This is a genomic window from Actinoallomurus purpureus (genome assembly GCF_024055795.1).
GTDB classification, from domain to species: domain Bacteria; phylum Actinomycetota; class Actinomycetes; order Streptosporangiales; family Streptosporangiaceae; genus Actinoallomurus; species Actinoallomurus purpureus.
Window position 1 is genome coordinate 81,742 of record NZ_JAMXMY010000027.1, and the last position, 17,788, is coordinate 99,529.

Below are 17,788 nucleotides of genomic sequence, written 5' to 3' on the forward strand. Positions count from 1 at the left end.
TGAGCGTCTGGCAGCTCATGCCCTCCTCAACGTTCGTATTCGGCAAGTCGCTCTATCCGGCGTTTTTGACGGAGCGATCCAGTGCGATTGACCAGGAGGCGCGCGACGCGTAGATGTTCCTCAGCCGGTCCGCGCTCACCACGGACCAGGAGAGCGGCGGCGAGATCGATTCGGACGCCGGCCTCAGCGCGCGCATAGGTGCCGTCCACGCTGACAAGCCCTGCACTCAGTTCCTCGATCGCGTCAGCATCACCCAGCCGCGCGAGACAGTTCCCCCGCCAGCGGGCAAGGTGCGTCTCGTTAAGTACGAGGTAGGGCAGCGGGTCGTCCGGTGCTGCCGGTAGGAGGCCAGTCGCTTCCTCGAGTGCCTTTCGGACGGCGTCAGGGGCGGCATTCCTCATGGCGGCGGCCATCTCCGCTTGTGCGGCGGCGAGCCAGGTTCGCATTAGGGCCGGCACCTTACTCGCGGCTTGCTGACGGGCGTATCCGACCAGTTCAGCGGCCTGCTCCGCGTTCCCCAGGTCGAGGAGCACGTAAGCCTGCTCGGCGGTCGCGAAGGCTAGAAGGGAGGAATCTTCGGCCTCTCGCGCTGCGGACTTGGCGCGTTCGAAGTGTTCCCACGACTCTCGCGGTGTGCCAACGTCGAGCGCCTGCCACCCAGCCAGGGCGGCGGTGTCTGCGAGCACCTTGGCGAGCATGCCGCGTACGCCAGGGCGTACGGCGTGGCGGTTCAGTTCCTCGATGTGGGCGATGTGGGCGCGCATCTGGTCGCGGATGAGTTGCGCGCCCTGGCGTCCGTCCAGAAGCCGGATGCCGTCCGTCTGGGCCTGAAGCAGGTTGGCCACCTCGACGTCGACGGAAGCGGCCCGTGCCAGCTCCGTTGCGAGCTCGTCTGTCGACTCGTGATCGGTGACGGTCACCTTGGGCAGTTCGACGAAGCCGAGTTCGGCTGGCGAGCAGTCGTACACCTCGCAGAACAGCGGCTGGTAGAAGTCGCCGACCGGACCGTGGCCGTTCTCCCAGCGTGAGATCTGACGGCCGAGGCTCTTCGGCGGAGGGAGCGCCTCTTTGTGTCTCTTGGCCACCTCGCGAAGCCGCCTGTCGAGCTGGGCCTGAGTCCATCCGCGTTGCTCCCGCTGGGCGCGCAACGGGGTCACCAGCACTCCTAGCCGTACAGGTCGCACATGTTTACTGACCCGTCATTCTCCCGGATCTACGCGACCTGACAAGGGGATGACAGTCATCCACTGTCGGCCGGTGTCATCTGTTGCCGGGTCCCCCGCAGCGGCGAACCTGGATCACGTCGGGCCGATGAGGCCAAGGCTCCACAAGCAGAAGGGACTTGACAGGTGATCGCCGAGGCGCGTTATCTGTACATGTACCTCTTGTCTAGTAAACGGCGGAGGAGGTTCGCTGATGTTCCCCCAGCCGAAGAAGTGGCCGCGCTACGTGGTCGGCGCGATCGTCGTGGTCTTCGTGTTCAAGAACCCCACCGCCGCCGCCCACATGGCCAACAACCTCGCCGGACTCATCTCCCAGGGCGCCGCTGCGCTGGGCAAGTTCGCTTCCGCCATCCACACCGGCTGATCCGCTGCACAGCCACCAAGCACGGCATCGGATCTGCCGCCCCCAACCGATCACGACCCCGATCAACCCGGAGGTTCACATGAACACCCACCCCAGCAAGCTCGCGCTGCCCGACCTTCGTGACGAATGCCTCGACGGCGCCGAGTGCCTGTACGACCCCGAGCTTCACGACGGCCCTGACGATGGCGGAGTCATCGAGCATCCGCACGACCAGGCGGCCCGTGAGGACATCGCCAAGGACATCTGCGGCACGTGCCCGGTGCGGAACGCCTGCCTGGACTACGCGCTTCGTACCAAGCCCAACCGAGGCATCTGGGCCGGACTCACGGTGGATGAGCTGGCGACGCTCACCGACTCGCGCGCTGAGCACGAGCCGCCGGCGACCGACCGCGACGCCTACCGCAGCGTGGCCTGACGCCCAGCACCTCACAACGGAAGGAGATCAACGCGCCATGTCCCCCATCCCCGGTGATCTCGCTGCTCTGCTCCGAGTCGGCGCGCGCGGCTACCACCCCGAAGAGGCGGCGATCAAGCTGTTGATCGACCACGGCACCTGGCTACGTCGCCAGGACTTCACCCGCGCGTGTGTGGTCTTCGACGACGCGCAGTCGGCCGCCTTCATCGATTGGCGACTTGCCATCAAAGCGTTGAACGCTGGTGATCTGCCGTGTTCCGCGAGCGAGGCGAACATTCTCCGCCTGGCCACTGCCCTCAACGGCGGCCCCGGCGTCTCCCTTCGAGACGCACTCATCGGCCTCGACTCCCGCAACATCCGCCTCGTTGCCCAAGCCGTCCTTCACGCGAACGGCACCACCAACGGCACTGTCACCGTTCCCGAGCCTCGTCGGTTTCCGCCCGGCGTCCGCGTCGTGGATGCCGCCGGCAACGTCCTGCAAGACGGCCAGGACGGCGAAGAGCCGTGATCCGCTCATCAAGCATCCACGGCGCACAGCCACCAAGCACGGCGCCGGACCACGACCCCCGACCGATCACGCAACCGAAGGAACAGCATCATGGCTGACCCCTACGCCACCCCGTCTCCTCCGCGTCTGACCTCCGTTCCGCCTCCGGTCCGACCGGCCGAACGGAAGCGGGTTCTGACCGAGCACGAGCAGACCGCCGTGGTGGTCGCCGGCGCGATGGTCGCCGCTCTGGGCCTGCTGGGGTTCGTGAACAGCTTCGCCCGCGTTGCTGCTGCGGCCCGCGCGTCGTTCGGCTGGTTCGCCTTCACGGTCCCGATCGGCATCGATCTTGGGATTGCGGTGTTCTCTGCGCTCGACATCGTGCTTGCCCGCCTGGACATGCGGGTTCGGTGGCTGCGGCTGATCCCGTGGTCGCTGACCGGCGCGACCGCCTATCTCAACGTCGCCACTGAGACAACCGCGTTCGGCCGGATCGCTCACGCGGTGCTGCCCGGCCTGTGGGTCATCGCTGTAGAGGTCGGCGCCCACGTGGTCAAGGTCCGCGCCGGAATCGAGGCGGGTACCCGGATGGACACCGTCCGCGCATCCCGGTGGCTGCTGTCGCCGTGGCCGACCGCCAAACTGTGGCGCCGCATGGTGCTGTGGGAGGAGCGCTCTTACCCCACCGCGCTTGGCCGCGAGCGTGACCGACTTCTCGCGCTGACCGACCTACAGGACACCTACGGCGCCGTCGCGTGGCGGTGGAAGGCTCCCCGCCGCGTGCGCGCCCTCTACCGTCTCGGTGAACTCGCCCCCGTCGCCGACCGGCCCGAACTCGACACACTGACGCCTCTGCTGCCCGTGCCCGTGGCGGACACCCGCCCGGCGCTCCAGGCGGCAAGCGGCGGCGCAGTGGCGGACACCAGCGCTGGTGAGCAGGCGGACATGCCACCGACACCGGCCCGCCACAGCGCGACCCGTACGGCGGACACCCGCCCCAGCACGAAGGCCGCCATCGGCAAGGCCCGGATGGCGGACAGGCAGGCGGACAAGGCGCGTGCCCTCTTGAGTGCCGACCCCGAGATGACCGGCGCAGAGTTGGGCCGACGGCTCAAGGTCTCTGAACGCACCGGGCTGCGGCTTCGGACCCGGATTCTCGCCGAACTCGACGAGCCCACCGCCGACACCACGACAGCCCCTGACACGACCACGACCGCCCGCAGTGAGCCCGCCACGGTGGAAGGAGCCGACGAGCGGTGAGCACCCCTGACCAGTACGCAGACGTCATCGACTTCCCCGCCCCCGACACCTACGACGACACCGGCACGACACCGGCCGCGCTGCCGTCCGGTACCGGTGGCGGGACCGTCCCGCCGAATCCCCCGGCGGGTCCGGCAGGCGACGAGTTCGACGGCCAGGACGCGGCCGATGCCGAGTCGGTGGTCATCACCGGCACCGTCGTCGGCGGTCCAGTGGATCCGCCTGACGAGCCGCGCCGGTTCGGCCCCGGGGCGAGCAAGCATGAGCGCCGGCCGGTGGTCCCGCCGTGGCTGAACTCGCGTTCCACGATCCGCGCGTCGCTGCTGTGGGTGGTGGATGAGGCGAAGTACCACGCTCTGTTTCACGCGGTACGGGTTCCGAAGTACGCCGGTAAGGCGCTCGTGTGGGCGCCGGTCGGCGCTGGTGTCACCACGGCCCGGCTGATCCGGTGGGCATCGGCCGAAGAGGGTAACTGGCACCTGCGCCAGGCCGCCGCCTCTCGCGGTGACGCTGACACGTGGCTCAAGCTCGACGCCCGTCGGCAACGGCAAGCGTCGTGGCGGTGGTTGCTGGTCGTCCCGCTGCTCGTGGTCATGCTCGCCGCTGTGCTGGTGCTGGTGTTCGGGTCGGTGCTGCTGGCGTACCGGGTGCTCGCGGTGCTGGTAGCCGTGCCGGTGCTGGCCCGACTCGGCCGGCCCGCCGATAAGCCGATCACTGACCGCGTGTCCAACGCCCCCGGCTACCGCAAGCTCACGGCCGAACTGGTGCGTCGCGCCCTGCTCAGCGTGCAGTTGGCGGGGATCAACTCCGCGGTCGCCAAGGACCCGAACGCGATCTCCTTCCCGGTGGAGATCCACCGGGAAGGCCCCGGCCACCTGGCCATCGTGGACCTGCCGTACGGGGTCGAGGCCGCCGACGTGATCACGCGGCGCGGCAAGCTCGCGTCTGGGCTGCGGTTGCCGCTGGACCAGGTCTGGCCCGAACCGGCCCCCGGCCACACCGGCCGGTTGGCGCTGTGGGTCGGGTTCGAACCGGCGTCGCAGATGCGGCAACCTGCGTGGCCGCTGATCAAGGGCGCCAAGGTGGACGTGTTCAAGCCGTTCCCGTTCGCCACCACGCCCCGGATGAACGTGGTCAACGTCTCGCTGATGTACCGCAACTGGCTGTTCGGCGGTCAGCCCGGTTCAGGCAAGACGTTCGCGCTGCGGCTGCTCGCGCTCGCCGCCGCTTTGGACCCGCGCGTTGAGCTGCGGATCTACGAGATGAAGGGTGTCGGGGACTTCAAGCCGCTGGCCCCGGTGTGTGCCGAGTACGGCAACGGTTTCGACGACGACACCCTTGCCGCCTGCGCCAAGCTGATCGACTGGCTGTATGAGGAGTGCCAGCGCCGTTCCAAGCGCATCGACCACTACGCAGAGCTGGGCAAGGCTCCGGAGAACAAGGTCACCCCCGAGTTGGCGTCGCTCAAGGGGTCTGGGCTTCACCCGCTCGTGGTGTGCCTTGATGAGTTGCAGGAACTCATGCTCTCCCCGCACGGCAAGCGTGCCGGCGAGATCCTGGAGAAGGTCATCAAGCTGGGCCGTGCCCTGGGCGTGATCCTCATCATCGGGACACAGATCCCGGACAAAGACAGCCTGCCAACCGGCATCACCCGCAACGTCAACACCCGGTTCTGCCTGTCGGTGGCCGACCAGACCGCCAACGACATGATTCTCGGGACGAGCCAGTACAAGCTTGGGCACCGGGCCACGGTGTTCAAGCCCGGCCCGCCGTCCGAGGGCGGGGAAGCCGGCTGGGGCATCCTGCGCGGCATCGGCGAGACCGGCGCCCGCTGCTCCTTCTACGTCGATTCCGACCAGGCCGCCCGCATCATCACCCACGCCGTAGCGCTGCGCACCGCCGCCGGCACCATGCCCGAGGAAGGCACCCAGACCCGCGACACCGGTCCCGCGTACGACGTACTCACCGACGTCGCCGCCGTCTGGCCGGCCGGTGAGGACGCCGCATGGAACGAAACCCTGCTGGAAGCCCTGACCGAACTACGGCGCGACGTCTACGAGGGTTGGACCGCCGCGCAACTGACCTCCGCCCTGTCCACCCACGGCGTGAGCGTGCGGCAGATCGGCCGACGCATCGACGGCAAGACCGTCAACCGTCGCGGCCCGAGCCGCGCCGACATCATGACCGCGATCACCGAGCGTAAGCGGAAGCGGGCCGCGGATTAGGTCGCGAACCGGTGCTAGCGCTAGCGGCCCGCCCTGCTAGCGCTAGCACCCCCGCTAGCACCCAAGATCCACGATCACCAGCACGTTAGCCGCTAGCAGCCTGACCAGCACACATCCCGGAAATCGGCTCTGAGCGCCGTTTCGGACCCCCGTCACCGGGCCGCTAGCCCTACTTCACCGTTCCCTCCAACCGTGACTGTCCGTTACATCCGAGCGTTGGGAGAACCACCGTGCAAACCCTGCTACTCGCCTCCGGCGACCACGCCAGCAACGACACCGGAAGCCTGATCCTGCTCGTACTGTTCGCGCTGGTCCTCTACGGCGCCGCATGTGCGATCTGGCCGTTTCGGTCCTGTCGTACCTGCGGCGGATCCGGGCGCTTCCGCTCCCCGTCCGGCCGCGCCTGGCGGTACTGCCGCCGCTGCAACGGCACCGGCGCCAAGCTCCGTCTCGGCCGCCGCATCCTCACCTACCTCGCCAACACCCGCGACCGTGGCACGCGAGGCCATCGTGACTAGCCCACGAGACGCGAAAGCGGCCCGGCGCACAGCCACCAAGCACGACGCCGGACCGCCGCCCCCAACCGATCACGTAACCGAAGGAGGCCCCTCCATCATGACCCACGCCATCCAGCCCGACCAGCAGAACGCCCGCACGCGCGCGGTTTGGCTGCTTCCCGAAGACGGCGTCATCGACCCCATCGCGATCGACCTGGCCACCCGTGGCGTACGGCCCGTCGCGCTCACACCCGCTGAGCGGCGCATCGCCGCCGCCTCCATCCTCGCCACCGGCGGCACACCGAACACGATCGCCAAGCGGCTACACATGGCGCATTCGACCGCCCGCACCCTGGCCGAGCAGATCACCGCCGACGGCATCGCCGCCTAGAACGCCGCTCCCGTCCCGCCGCCTCGCGCGGCGGGACACCCAACCCCTCGAAGGGAAACACCCCAGTGACCAAGCCCACCGCGCTCCGCATCATCGACGGCGAACAGCCCGACGCGGAGCTCGGCCGAGCGCTCCCGCACAACATCACCGCCGAACAGGTCGTGCTCGGCGCAATGATGCTCTCACCAGCCGCGCTCGCAGAAGTCCGCGAACTCCTCGACGGTAACGAGTTCTACCGACCCGCCCACGCCCGAATCTGGGAGACGATCACCACTCTCGCGGACCGTGGCGCCCCGTCTGATCCGCTGGCCGTCGGCGCCGAACTCGGCCCCGATCTGACCAAGACCGGAGGCGCGCCCTACCTCCACACCCTCGTCGCCCAGGTCCCCACCGCCGCGAACGCCGGCTACTACGCCCACATGATCCGTGACCTCGCCTACGCCCGGACGGTCGTCGAGACCGGTACCCGGCTCATCCAACTCGGCCAAGAGGCCACCGGCGAGAGCGCGAGCAACCTCCGTGGCGCCGTCACCACCGAAGTCGCCGAACTGTCCTCCGCCGATGTACGCGGATGGCCGAACCCCGTCCCGCTGACCACGACGGCCACCGAACTCCCCGGCTTCCCGTTGTGGACGCTACCGAGTTGGATCGGCGAGTACGCCGCGAGCCTGGCCGAGGTCACCCAGACCCCGCCCGACCTGGCAGGCTGCCTTGCCCTGGCCGTACTCGCCGTCGCGGCCGGCGGGAAAGTGTGGGTGCAAGCCCCCGCATGGCGCGAGCCGACGAACCTTTTCACCGTCGTCGTGCTACCGCCCGGCAACCGCAAATCCGAGGTCTTCCGGGCGATATGCGCCCCCATCGTGGAGACGGAAAAGTCTCTGATCACCGAGGCTGAGCCCGTGATCGCCGGAGCGGTCATCGCCCGACGAGTCGCCGAAGCCGAAGCCGACAGGACGGCGAAAGCCGCCGAGAACGCCACCGGTCTCGACTCCACACAGAAGACACTCGCGATCACCGAGGCCGCCGAGGCGAAACTCGCCCTCGACGCCGCCACCGTTCCGCCAAAGCCGCGTCTGTTCTCCGATGACGCCACCGTTGAAGGGCTCACCTCGCTCCTGTGCGAGCAAGGCGGACGGATGGCCGTCCTGTCTCCCGAGGGCGAGATCTTCTCCATCGCCGCCGGCCGCTACTCCGGAGCCCCCAACTTCGCCGTCCTGAAGAAAGGCCACGCCGGAGAAGAGATGCGCGTGGACCGGATGGGACGCGACTCCGAACACATCGAAGCCGCCACCATCACCCTGGGAATCTGCACACAACCCGGAGTCCTGGCCGAACTCGGCGCCACCCCGCAATTCCGCGATCAAGGGCTACTCGGCCGCCTGCTGTACGCGGTCCCGCACTCCCTACTCGGACACCGCAAACACAACCCAGACCCCATGCCCACCGACCAAGAAACCACCTACCAGACACGCGTCAAAGCGCTCGTGCTGTCCCTGGCCAAACTGCCCCAGCCCGCTACCCTCACCTTCACCCCCGACGCCCAGAACGCCATCACTCGGCTTCTCGCCGAAACCGAACCCCGGTTCCGCGCAGACGGCGACCTGGCGCACATGACCGACTGGGGCGGCAAACTCGTCGGCGCCGTCGTCCGCATCGCCGGCCTTCTCCACCTCGCCAAGCACCTACGCGACGGCTGGAACCAGCCGATCACCGCCGACACGTTCGCCGACGCCCGCGACATCGGCGAATACTTCACCGCCCACGCCAAAGCCGCCTACGACGCCATCGGCGCCGACCCCGCCACCGCCGACGCCCGCGCCATCCTCACCTGGACACGCAACACCGGCACGGCCCGATTCGCCGCCCGCGACGTCCAACCCCCGCTACGCGGACGGTTCAAGAAGGTCACCGACCTAGACCCCGCCCTACGCGTCCTCGAAACCCACGGCTGGATCCGCCGCCTACCGCCACCCCCGCGCACCGGACGTGGACGCCCTTCCGCCCCGATGTACGAGGTATACCCCTCCGCGCTGGATACGAGCCGATGACCGCCACAGAGCGTCATCGTCACCTCGCCGCCGGACTGCTCCCCGGCCCTGAAGCACGTAAGCGAAAGACAGCAAAAACAATTCTGCTGATTTCCGCTTACGCGCTTACCCCCGCACGCCCGCCACCCTCTCGACCCACCAGGCACACACCGTGACCGGCGAACAGCCACCAAGCACGCCGCCGGCCCACCTCACCCCGACCGATCACACCACAGGAGCAAACCCGTGAATACGCGGTCCCGCAGTCAGCAGTGGCTGACCGTCCAAGACATACTCGACGATCTCGAAATCCCTCGCCGGACGTGGCAGCGCTGGCGAGAGCTCGGCCGTACTCCGCGATGCAAGCGCCTACCCAATGGCGAACTGCGCATCAGCCGCGCCAACTACGACAGGTGGCTGGACTCGCTAGAGGAGGTCGCGTGAACCTCAGCTACGACATTCGTTTCCGGAAGACGCGGGTTCACCCACGAGCGGGGCGACGGCCTCACAACGTACGGTGGGTCGTCGGTGGCCGGCCGCACGATTCCTACTTCGCAACTAACGCTCTAGCCGAAAGCTTTAAATCTGAGCTGATCCAGGCTGCAAGAAGAGGAGAGGCATTCGATACTGAAAGCGGACTACCACTCTCAAAGCTCCGCGAGCAGGAGCAGGAGGCCACCAACGCAACGTGGTATCAGCATGCAACCGAGTACGTCGACTACAAGTGGACGCGGGTAGCAGCAACCGCCCGCGTCTCCATTGCAGAAACCCTCGTCACCATCACGTGCTCTCTGCTACCAAAATCGGGAACCGGGCGTCCAGATGACAAAGTTCTTCGCAGCGCGCTATTTCGCTGGGCGTTCAACAAGCGTGACCGTGAAACCGAGCGTCCGCCGGACATCGCCAAGGCGCTCAAGTGGGCAGAGGAAGAGTCACTTCCGCTCACCACGCTCGCCGATCTAAAGACAGTGCGCAACGTCCTCGACGCGTGCGCGCTACGCCTCGATGGTAAGCAGGCCGCGGCCAACTATCTCGCCCGACGCCGCCAAGTCTTCTACAACGTACTAAAGTACGCCGTCAGCCAGGAACGGTTGACCTCCAACCCCCTCGACGATCCGAAGCTCAACTGGGAGCGCCCCAGCGACATGGAGGTAGATCACGAGATAGACCCTCGAAGCGTCGGCAGCACGGAACAAACCACCGAGATGTTGGCGGCAGTTAGCTACATCGGACGTCACCAAGGGCCGCGATTCCTCGCGTTTTTCGGCTGCCTGTTCTACGCCATGATGCGACCCGAAGAGGCCATAGGGCTCCGCCGCGAGCACTGCGTACTACCCAACGAAGGATGGGGGCGCCTGACGTTGGCCAAGGCCATGCCTGCGGCTGGCCGCGCATGGACCGACAGCGGCGACGTGCACGACAATCGCGGGCTCAAGCACCGGTCCCGTAAGTCCACCCGCCTCGTGCCAATTCCGCCCGAACTCGTGCGTCTCCTGCGTGACCACATTGAGCGATACGGCGTCGGACCAGACGGGCACCTATTCCGCAGCGTAAACAACAATCCGATTCATCCCTCGACGTACGCGCGCGTCTGGAAGCGCGCCCGTGTACTGGGCTTGCCCCCCGACGCCCAACCCACGCCGCTGCTCGCAACCCCATACGACCTCCGCCACGCGGGCATCTCCGTACGGCTCTATGCTGGCGTACCGCCAAAGCAGGTAGCCGAGTGGGCTGGCCACAGCGTGGAGGTTCTCCAGCGGGTCTACTCGAAAGTTCTCGACGGATTCGACGACAGATGGTTCAAGCAAATCGATGAGGTGCTTCAGTGACACTCGCACTGATATCAAATAGGCAATTCTGCCTGAACGTCCGGATGTCGAGCCAAGGCAAAATCTATAGCTAGTCCTAGTTCGGTCCGAGATCGAGCAGATCGCCCGCCTTGATTTAGGAGGATACGATTCCCTGGCGGCGTGCCTTCACCAAATTCCAAGACGAATACAGGACGGCCGATCTTTAGAGCCCCCTGCCCTGCGGCAAGCGTCCCGCCACGCTCGCCGGCCTCTATGACAACCAGAGCACGCCCAAGCCCGAAAATCACCTTATTTCGCGCCATAGCGTTGTACGCGCCCCACGGCTGAGAGGGCGGGAATTGCGAGACGACAAGTGCCCGGCGCCGATCAAAGTCGTCCGCAAAAACTTTCTTAATCCGGAAGTGATCGAAACCTTCGGCCAGGACAATAACGGTGCATCCTCCTGTTTGCAAAGCAGCAAGATGCGTCTCGGTATCCACACCCTTCGCATATCCAGAGATAACGACTAGCCCGCGTGCGCTAACCTCTTCACCACAGGCACGTGCAGCCTTCAGGCCGAGCTCCGTGGCGGCACGCGATCCGCACATTCCAATTCCCGGCTCTTCAAAAAGTTGCGGATCTCCTTGATAGAACAAAATAGGAGCAGCGGGCCGACCGCGATCAATGAGAGATTTTGGGAAGTCTTCATCCCCGAATATGGTCACCGATATATCTTGCTGCGCAAGAGAGAAGATTTTCTCTCTGATCTTATCTTTAACAACGTCATCGAGTAGATCCCATTGCCGCTTGAGACCTTGTCGCCCCTCGACTCTCAGCGAATTAGTGATCTTTCCTGGAGTTCGCAAGGTTTCGAACGCCGCGAGAGCGAGCGCCAATGACTGAAGATCGGCCACAACCCCTCCCTCATATTAATTGCGTAGCGTCCTGACGGCCACAAGTCCGAAGACACGCTGCGCTCCTGCGCGTCGAGCCGCAAGGGCAACTGAGCTCATCGTCTCTCCGCTTCTGTAGACGTCATCAATAACTATCACATCGCCAGATAGGGTCTGCGGCATTTTAAATGCATCCCGCAGACTTCCCGAAGCGCCTTCCTTACTCGCCGGCCGAGCTCCATTTACGGAGATTGTCTCCACTACGAGTTTTTTCGTTTCCCTCCCGACGGCTCTCGCGAAACCCTCTCCAACACTGTTACCGTCAGCCTTATGTCCAGGGACCGTAACGATAATTGGAGCATCTCGGTATAGTGGATGAGATTGGACTACTGCAACTACTCGCCGCAGTAGCTCACCGGCCGCTTCGCGCCGCTTGGCATCATTGGATGTGTAATACTTCGCGCGATACACGAGCTCACCCACGTCCGTGTTCGGCCACTGCTGGGGATCAAGGTCCGGATGCGGCTTTTTATACCAATCGAGTGCTATCGCGCAGTCAAGCGAAGATCGGCGAGTAAGAGAAAATACCTCCTCTAGCAATCTAACCAGATCCAGGACATCTTGCGGGAGACCTTCGTCAAAGCGGTAGCAATGCGAGTAGTCGGCAACAAATTGATCGTTGGGTTCGACCGCCACACACGCCGATCCCCCTACCATCTCGATCTGCGCCCCCGCCTCAGTCGGCCCGAAGATGTACAGCCATCTGGTGCCGTCGTCGCCTTCGGCGAGCTTCGCCACAAGGAACCTGCCCACGCGATTCGCGCGGCTGTCAGCAACGAACGGGGAGAGCCTTCTGAAGTTGACCACAGAGCAAATCCTCGTGCGGGGGACACCGGATTGACCACACTAGCCAGCAAGTCCGACATTCCGGAAGTTTCCCGGACCGGCGACACCTGTCCGGCGGTACCTTGTGGGGCCGTACCCACGCTGTACCCACGCCTGGCGGCGCATGGTGGCCTTCTCCTGCACCTAGCCGCACAGGCCGAGACTACGCCCGACCAGCGTTCGCGCTGGTCAGCGGGACGTTTTTCGTGATCAAGTGGGTGCCCCCGGCAGGATTCGAACCTGCGGCACACGGTTTAGGAAACCGTTGCTCTATCCCCTGAGCTACGAGGGCTTGACGCTGGTCAGAGCCTAGCGGACCCGCCGGGTTGTCTGCTGCGCAGTGTGATCATTGCACACATGCTGCACTAGCTCCGATCGGACGCTTCGGCGGCCCCAGCCGTCGTCGTACAGGGTACGACGCATCCGCAGCGTGCTGCGCGACGTCGCATCCGTGCGGCCTCGGACGGCGGGCATCCAGAGAAGCGTTACGGGCACGGATCGGGCTGACCGAAGCTGGCCTCGTAGGTGACTCTTCGTCGAGCATCCACTTACGCTCCGGTCATGAAGTGGCTTGCGCGCTACTGGGGGCTTCTGACACTCGTCGTCCTTGTCGTCGCCTGGTGGGTCGGCGGCGTGCAACCAGCGATCTTGTTAACGCTTTCGTTGATCACCGCGGTCTACTTCTTCTTCCGCGCGCCCGCCTGGTGCGGCGCAGTCAACCGCGACGGCACCCTGTGCCGACGCAACGCCAAGGGCGCCTTGATGGGCTGCAGCTACCGCCAGCACAAGTGGCAGAAGCTCAAGATGACCTTCGTCCCACACGGCTGGCGACGGCTGAACCGTGGGCTGTGGGTCACGCCCCGAGAGGGCATGACCACCCTGGCCGGCCTCGCCTCTGTCACATCCGCGATCGCCGCTGCGATCACGCTCGCCCTTCGCTAGGCCAGCACCGGCCTGCACCGAGGACGACTCCGAGGGCACGGATTTACAGAGGGTCGCGATCTTTGCTCGATTTCCCAGCTGACCTCGGCGAACAGCAGAGCGGCGGCCCATTCCACATCAACCATCCCGTAAATATCCCGCGACGGCCGTGGGCCGACCTCACGCCGCCGCCGCTCGCGCCGCCGGATGGATTAGGAATCCGCAGGAAGTTTAGCGGCCGATTGGCAGCTGGCTACGATTGAGACCAGTGTTGCAGGCTGGACAGACTCTCATCCCTTAGGTCCCGCGCTGTAGAGCCGGCCTTGCCCGAGGGGAGCCTCGGCAAGCGGAGTGTCTGGTCTGTCGCATCCTCCCGCTACCGTAGGCCGATCGGGGCCAATAGGCCAGCTACGAAAAACAGCAAACCCACGCCGATGTTCACTGCAAAACCTTGCCAGAAAGAACGTCGATTGTTCTTAGCAAGTTCAGAGCGGATCTGCTCCTCTTGCCTCTCAAGCTCAAGCCGGAGGATCTTGGCAACCGCTTCCTGCTGCTCCTTGTGGATTTCCGCTACCCGCTGCGCATGTTCCGCCTCTGCTCTCAGCTGCTCCAACGCTGCTGCGCGGGCCGCCATCTCGGCGGTTAGCTCGTCGATGAGACTCCCAGATTCCTTTATGAGCTCAGCGACGCGTAGAGCTCGATCCTCAAGACTCGGCGGAGTGAGTCGTTCCTCTGGTGGGCCGTCACCTGATGGACCGTCAGCTGACCCTTCCGTAGGCACCTTACGTCCGAATGCAGACAAGATGCGTTGTCGCGCCTCTTCTATGACCCTCTGGCTTAGCGCGGAAGTAGCGACGCCTGCCAGGGCAGCTACCACAGCAAGGATCTCTTGAACGCCCACGATGAGGAGGATATGCGCAGAGGTAGTTCCCTGTGGGCTGATTTGCCGCGGATTCTAGTTAGAAGAGAGCCACGTTGCCAGGTCTTCCCGTCTGCGCTCCGGGTCGCGGGCGGCTGGGGGTCGCGAGCCGCCCTTCGGGCTCGCTCAATCAACCTGGCCGGCTTTCTAATGCCTCTTCGTCCCGAACTCTCGGCATGATCATGGTCGGCGCTGCCTCGCGCTGCTCCGACGTACGGTGTCGTGTGGCGACGACAGGTGGTGTACGGCGGTGCTGCTGTACTTCCGTGCTGTACAGCAATCGCGCTGACCTGCGACAGCACCGCCATAATTCGGAGGCAACCCCGACTCGCACCGCAGGGCCGGTTACCGTCCGAGGAACGAAAGCGGGGACGACGGCCAATCGACCCCAGCCCCGTGCGGCGAGGTCCGGCGCGGCGATCGTGTTAAATCTAGGACCTCTGAAAGCTGATCACGAAAGCCGTTCGATGAGCGAGATCTTCCGCTACGCGTTCGAAGACGACAACTTCCGGGACATCGGGGACCGGAACACCCACATGTGGCTGTCGCTCGGCCGCGACGGCAACGGCTGGTGGTTCGAAGCTCGATACATCGGCATCGGACGAGTCACGTTGCCCGACGGCCCGGGCCACCTCGCTGACTTCGCCCGCTGGCTCCTGGCGTCCCCGCCCACCGGCCCCCATGAGACGGAGTTCCACCTCGTGCGAGCGGCCCCCTACACCTCAAAGAACACCAAACTGGATGTTTGCATCTACCTCGGCCGTGAGCAGCCCGATGGTCCGGAAGAACTCACGGTAGCTCCGGCGGGCTTCATCGTTGGCACGGGATCGGGCTTCCAGGTCTGTGCCGACCAGACATCCAGCCCACTCGACCGCCCCCAGCTCGAACGCGCGGCTACCTGCCTTCTGGCCGCCGCCATCTGACCTGGGACAGCACCGCCGTGATTCGGGGGCAACCCCGACCCGTACCGCAGGGCCGTTCACGGCCCGAGGAACGGAAGCGGGGGCGGCAGCGATCGCCCCCCAACCCCGTGGGGCGCGCAACCACCCACAGCGATCGTCACGGCCTTAGCCGTCGCCCACCCGTCTCTTTTCTCTACACGTATCGCGGTGTCAGCGTTCGGAGGCTGGACGGCGGTGCTTCGCGTTACCAAGCCTTGTAGGCGTACCACTCCGCGAAGGTCGCAGGATGTCCGTCGTAATGCAGAATCGGATCGATGCGGTCGGTGTAGGCGCGTTCGTCGGACCACATGGTGCCCCGCATGGGTCCGCTGACCACGAGCAGTGTCTCGTAATCGCATCCGCCGCTGCGGAGAAAGATCGCACCGGTGGTACGGGCCTCCTCGGTTGCCTGGTAGGCATCCCACCATGCACGCTGGGCATCTTGATAGGCCGACACGGAGGCGTACTCTTCTTCGCGAGGTTGCTGGGACCAAATCTCGTTGCTCGCCGCTAGGGCGGCGTCATGATCGGGAAACGGTGTCTTCAAGCGGTCAAGGTCTGTGTTCGAGTCCCCGGCCCAGTGCCATTGGCCCTGGTCGCAACGGAGTTCCCGGACTTGGGCACCCGCGCTGACTCGCAGCAGGTACTGACGGTAGTCATCGGGGAGAGCGACACCGAATTGGGCTTCGGCCTCATGGACCTGGGCCTCGGTGAGGGCGGGAGGGAAATCTTTACCGTCGCGTCGAAACCACCTCGAAATCCGCTCATGCATGTCGTCCCAGTCCACTGTCTCCATTCCTGGAACGTATCGCTACCTGAGTTCGGCCCTGGCTCGCAGCCTCGCTCAGACGACGGATGGCCATCCCCCCGGAGCGACCTACGTTTCAGCGATTCCGATGCTGGTGGGGCGGTCGACCGGTTCGGGCCGGGACCGGCCCGCAGAGGCCGCACGCCCGGCCCGAGGGCTACAGTTGGCATGGGCGCTGTACCGGCAGGACCGCAGGGAGTACGGGCGTGAGCTGTCGGGCGACGCCTTCCTCTACACGCGCGCCGCTGTCGTCGCTGCCGGCCCCGAAGTGTACGAGAGAGTCCTGCGGGATCCGGCAGAGTTCGCCCCATATGCCTCGGGTCGCGTATGGGCGGAACGCCTCCTGTACGTACCTGACCGGGCGTACGAGCACATCGCAGGCGAGGAGTGGGATCGTTCGACCCGCTACTCCTACGAGTCGTACTCGAATGCCGCCGGTTGGTCCGGCTCGTAGCCACAGCGCGCAAAACGCTTGCGTCACCAACTGAAATGACGCCTTAGTGCCCGTGAGCAAACCGATCGTTAAGCGCTTCGCCAGGCGTCGGTGATGCAGGACTCCTCGAAGTGCCACCAGCCATCCATTTGGCGTTGCGTCAGCAGCGCCTTAATCTGCCCAAGGTCCGCGTCAGCCGGCACGGTGAAGGCGACCAAGGGAAGCTCCGAGCTGAAGGATTCCCCGCCCAGGCCGAACGGTGCCAACTGCTCGTGCACGGCCTGCGCGCTTCGTCCCAGCGGTCCATCGGGCACCGGCAGGACCCGGACCGTGCAATTGCCCGATGCTTCCACTCGCTCACAGGCCCAGTGAAGACCCTCGTCGTTGGTGATGAAGCGCACCACGTCGCCCTCGGCGACCCCGTCCTGCAGAAATGGGACGTTCGCCACACGGGCGGTGTCCCGGCTCAAGCGCGTGGTCCAAAGCCCTTCGGTGTCGTAGGGAAGCCAGCCTTCCCGAGGCACGAACTGGAACCACACCTTGATCAGATCTGGCTCTCTGGGGAGGCGTTCGGAGGGGGCGGCACGGACCATGCCCACATGATCGCGCAGTCTGCCGAGTGCCCGTGAAGTGCTGATCGCGGGTACCCCTGAAGCGGGTGCGGAGATGCGGCGAAACATCCTCTACGAACAGTGACAGTCCGGTAACACGAGGCGGCGACTTGCATGCTCCAGCTCACACACCTCGGCTTAACGATCGGTTTGCTCACGGGCACTTAGACATGGTCAAGCATCTACCGGGACACGGCATGACACGGCCTACGATCGCTGCCGAATTTAGCTGTATTAGATCAAGGCGCCGCCGCAGGCCGCCCGCTCCGGCACGCCCTACGGGCGTGCGGCGTGGGCGCCGGTCCCTCCGGCCGTGCCGATCGGGCGGCCGAGCGGACGAAGTCCCGACTGCGGGTTCCCACCAGCCTAAAGAGGAAGGAGGGCCCAGCGCAGTGGCTGGACCCTCCCTGGTTGAAGGCTGGGCCGTCTTGCTAGAAGCCGACGGTGCCCATGCCCTCGGGCCGGTCGCTGCCGCCGCCGATGGCGGGGGTGGCGGTGCCCATGCCCTCGGGCCGGTCGCTGCCGCCGCCGATGGCGGGGGTCGCGGTGCCCATGCCCTCGGGCCGGTCGCCGTTGCCGCCGATGGCGGGGGTCGCGGTGCCCATGCCCTCGGGCCGGTCGCTGTTTCCGTGTCCCATGGTGGAACCTCCCAGATTTCCCGGTTTGTGTGGTGCTCTTGCGTTACAGAACTGTCCGGG

19 protein-coding genes and 1 tRNA gene are annotated in these 17,788 nt (G+C 65.4%); 12 read left to right on the top strand and 8 right to left on the bottom strand.

The window, feature by feature from the left end; genetic code table 11:
- Positions 1-26 precede the first annotated feature (26 nt).
- A complete protein-coding gene (locus NE236_RS36955; RefSeq protein WP_252846922.1) occupies positions 27-1,157 on the bottom strand; it encodes a helix-turn-helix domain-containing protein in 1,131 nt (376 codons plus the stop codon).
- 259 nt (positions 1,158-1,416) lie between these two features.
- Between NE236_RS36955 and NE236_RS36960 the strand changes: the two genes are divergently transcribed.
- From NE236_RS36960 to NE236_RS44815, 9 genes are all read left to right on the top strand, one after another.
- Positions 1,417-1,587 carry a hypothetical protein gene (locus NE236_RS36960; RefSeq protein ID WP_252846923.1) on the top strand — a complete coding sequence of 57 codons (171 nt, stop codon included), beginning with the start codon at positions 1,417-1,419 and terminating at the stop codon, positions 1,585-1,587.
- 79 nt (positions 1,588-1,666) lie between these two features.
- A complete protein-coding gene (locus tag NE236_RS36965; protein ID WP_252846924.1) occupies positions 1,667-2,002 on the top strand; it encodes a WhiB family transcriptional regulator in 336 nt (111 codons plus the stop codon).
- A gap of 37 nt (positions 2,003-2,039) precedes the next feature.
- Positions 2,040-2,510, top strand: coding sequence for a hypothetical protein (locus tag NE236_RS36970; RefSeq protein WP_252846925.1), 471 nt, complete (start codon positions 2,040-2,042; stop codon positions 2,508-2,510).
- A gap of 90 nt (positions 2,511-2,600) precedes the next feature.
- A complete protein-coding gene (locus tag NE236_RS36975) occupies positions 2,601-3,749 on the top strand; it encodes a DUF2637 domain-containing protein (protein ID WP_252846926.1) in 1,149 nt (382 codons plus the stop codon).
- A complete protein-coding gene (locus tag NE236_RS36980) occupies positions 3,746-5,974 on the top strand; it encodes a hypothetical protein (protein WP_252846927.1) in 2,229 nt (742 codons plus the stop codon). The genes NE236_RS36975 and NE236_RS36980 overlap by 4 nt, the downstream gene beginning before the upstream one ends.
- Positions 5,975-6,204: 230 nt before the next feature.
- Positions 6,205-6,492, top strand: a complete 288-nt coding sequence (locus NE236_RS36985) for a hypothetical protein (RefSeq protein ID WP_252846928.1) — start codon at positions 6,205-6,207, stop codon at positions 6,490-6,492.
- A gap of 97 nt (positions 6,493-6,589) precedes the next feature.
- Positions 6,590-6,862 carry a hypothetical protein gene (locus NE236_RS36990; RefSeq protein WP_252846929.1) on the top strand — a complete coding sequence of 91 codons (273 nt, stop codon included), beginning with the start codon at positions 6,590-6,592 and terminating at the stop codon, positions 6,860-6,862.
- Positions 6,863-6,927: 65 nt separating this feature from the next.
- Entirely contained in the window at positions 6,928-8,910 is a 1,983-nt protein-coding gene (locus tag NE236_RS36995; protein ID WP_252846930.1) for a DUF3987 domain-containing protein, read from the top strand.
- Positions 8,911-9,329: 419 nt separating this feature from the next.
- Positions 9,330-10,718: a tyrosine-type recombinase/integrase gene (locus NE236_RS44815; protein ID WP_252846932.1), complete on the top strand. Its 1,389-nt coding sequence runs from the start codon at positions 9,330-9,332 to the stop codon at positions 10,716-10,718.
- A 14-nt stretch (positions 10,719-10,732) separates the two neighbouring features.
- Here the strand turns inward: NE236_RS44815 and NE236_RS37010 are convergent, their stop codons facing one another.
- The 3 genes from NE236_RS37010 to NE236_RS37020 form a co-directional block, all read right to left on the bottom strand.
- Positions 10,733-11,593, bottom strand: coding sequence for a DNA-processing protein DprA (locus NE236_RS37010; RefSeq protein ID WP_252846933.1), 861 nt, complete (start codon positions 11,591-11,593; stop codon positions 10,733-10,735).
- 15 nt (positions 11,594-11,608) lie between these two features.
- Entirely contained in the window at positions 11,609-12,439 is an 831-nt protein-coding gene (locus tag NE236_RS37015) for a hypothetical protein (protein WP_252846934.1), read from the bottom strand.
- Between the two features lie 237 nt (positions 12,440-12,676).
- A tRNA-Arg gene (locus tag NE236_RS37020) sits at positions 12,677-12,749 on the bottom strand.
- 269 nt (positions 12,750-13,018) lie between these two features.
- Between NE236_RS37020 and NE236_RS37025 the strand changes: the two genes are divergently transcribed.
- Entirely contained in the window at positions 13,019-13,399 is a 381-nt protein-coding gene (locus NE236_RS37025; protein ID WP_252846935.1) for a hypothetical protein, read from the top strand.
- A 355-nt stretch (positions 13,400-13,754) separates the two neighbouring features.
- On the opposite strand, the gene NE236_RS37030 is transcribed toward NE236_RS37025, so the two are convergent.
- On the bottom strand, positions 13,755-14,279 hold the full coding sequence (locus NE236_RS37030) for a hypothetical protein (RefSeq protein ID WP_252846936.1): 525 nt from the start codon (positions 14,277-14,279) through the stop codon (positions 13,755-13,757).
- Between the two features lie 485 nt (positions 14,280-14,764).
- Between NE236_RS37030 and NE236_RS37035 the strand changes: the two genes are divergently transcribed.
- Complete coding sequence (locus NE236_RS37035; RefSeq protein ID WP_252841529.1) at positions 14,765-15,220, top strand: hypothetical protein; 456 nt, start codon at positions 14,765-14,767, stop codon at positions 15,218-15,220.
- Positions 15,221-15,443: 223 nt separating this feature from the next.
- Here NE236_RS37035 and NE236_RS37040 read toward each other — a convergent pair whose 3' ends face one another.
- Positions 15,444-16,034: an SMI1/KNR4 family protein gene (locus tag NE236_RS37040; RefSeq protein WP_252846937.1), complete on the bottom strand. Its 591-nt coding sequence runs from the start codon at positions 16,032-16,034 to the stop codon at positions 15,444-15,446.
- A gap of 175 nt (positions 16,035-16,209) precedes the next feature.
- Here NE236_RS37040 and NE236_RS37045 point away from each other — a divergent pair, with 175 nt between their 5' ends.
- On the top strand, positions 16,210-16,500 hold the full coding sequence (locus tag NE236_RS37045) for a DUF4240 domain-containing protein (protein ID WP_252846938.1): 291 nt from the start codon (positions 16,210-16,212) through the stop codon (positions 16,498-16,500).
- A 68-nt stretch (positions 16,501-16,568) separates the two neighbouring features.
- Here NE236_RS37045 and NE236_RS37050 read toward each other — a convergent pair whose 3' ends face one another.
- Both NE236_RS37050 and NE236_RS37055 read right to left on the bottom strand, forming a co-directional pair.
- A complete protein-coding gene (locus NE236_RS37050; RefSeq protein WP_252846939.1) occupies positions 16,569-17,072 on the bottom strand; it encodes a DUF4265 domain-containing protein in 504 nt (167 codons plus the stop codon).
- 449 nt (positions 17,073-17,521) lie between these two features.
- Complete coding sequence (locus tag NE236_RS37055; RefSeq protein ID WP_252846940.1) at positions 17,522-17,728, bottom strand: hypothetical protein; 207 nt, start codon at positions 17,726-17,728, stop codon at positions 17,522-17,524.
- Between the last annotated feature and the right edge of the window lie 60 nt (positions 17,729-17,788).

Bases quoted from the DNA above. Each gene is read 5' to 3' on its own strand.
- NE236_RS36960 (WP_252846923.1), top strand. From the start codon at position 1,417: ATGTTCCCCCAGCCGAAGAAGTGGCCGCGCTACGTGGTCGGCGCGATC.
- NE236_RS36965 (WP_252846924.1), top strand. From the start codon at position 1,667: ATGAACACCCACCCCAGCAAGCTCGCGCTGCCCGACCTTCGTGACGAA.
- NE236_RS36970 (WP_252846925.1), top strand. From the start codon at position 2,040: ATGTCCCCCATCCCCGGTGATCTCGCTGCTCTGCTCCGAGTCGGCGCG.
- NE236_RS36975 (WP_252846926.1), top strand. From the start codon at position 2,601: ATGGCTGACCCCTACGCCACCCCGTCTCCTCCGCGTCTGACCTCCGTT.
- NE236_RS36990 (WP_252846929.1), top strand. From the start codon at position 6,590: ATGACCCACGCCATCCAGCCCGACCAGCAGAACGCCCGCACGCGCGCG.
- NE236_RS37025 (WP_252846935.1), top strand. From the start codon at position 13,019: ATGAAGTGGCTTGCGCGCTACTGGGGGCTTCTGACACTCGTCGTCCTT.
- NE236_RS37035 (WP_252841529.1), top strand. From the start codon at position 14,765: ATGAGCGAGATCTTCCGCTACGCGTTCGAAGACGACAACTTCCGGGAC.
- NE236_RS37040 (WP_252846937.1), bottom strand. From the start codon at position 16,034: ATGGAGACAGTGGACTGGGACGACATGCATGAGCGGATTTCGAGGTGG.
- NE236_RS37050 (WP_252846939.1), bottom strand. From the start codon at position 17,072: ATGGTCCGTGCCGCCCCCTCCGAACGCCTCCCCAGAGAGCCAGATCTG.
- NE236_RS37055 (WP_252846940.1), bottom strand. From the start codon at position 17,728: ATGGGACACGGAAACAGCGACCGGCCCGAGGGCATGGGCACCGCGACC.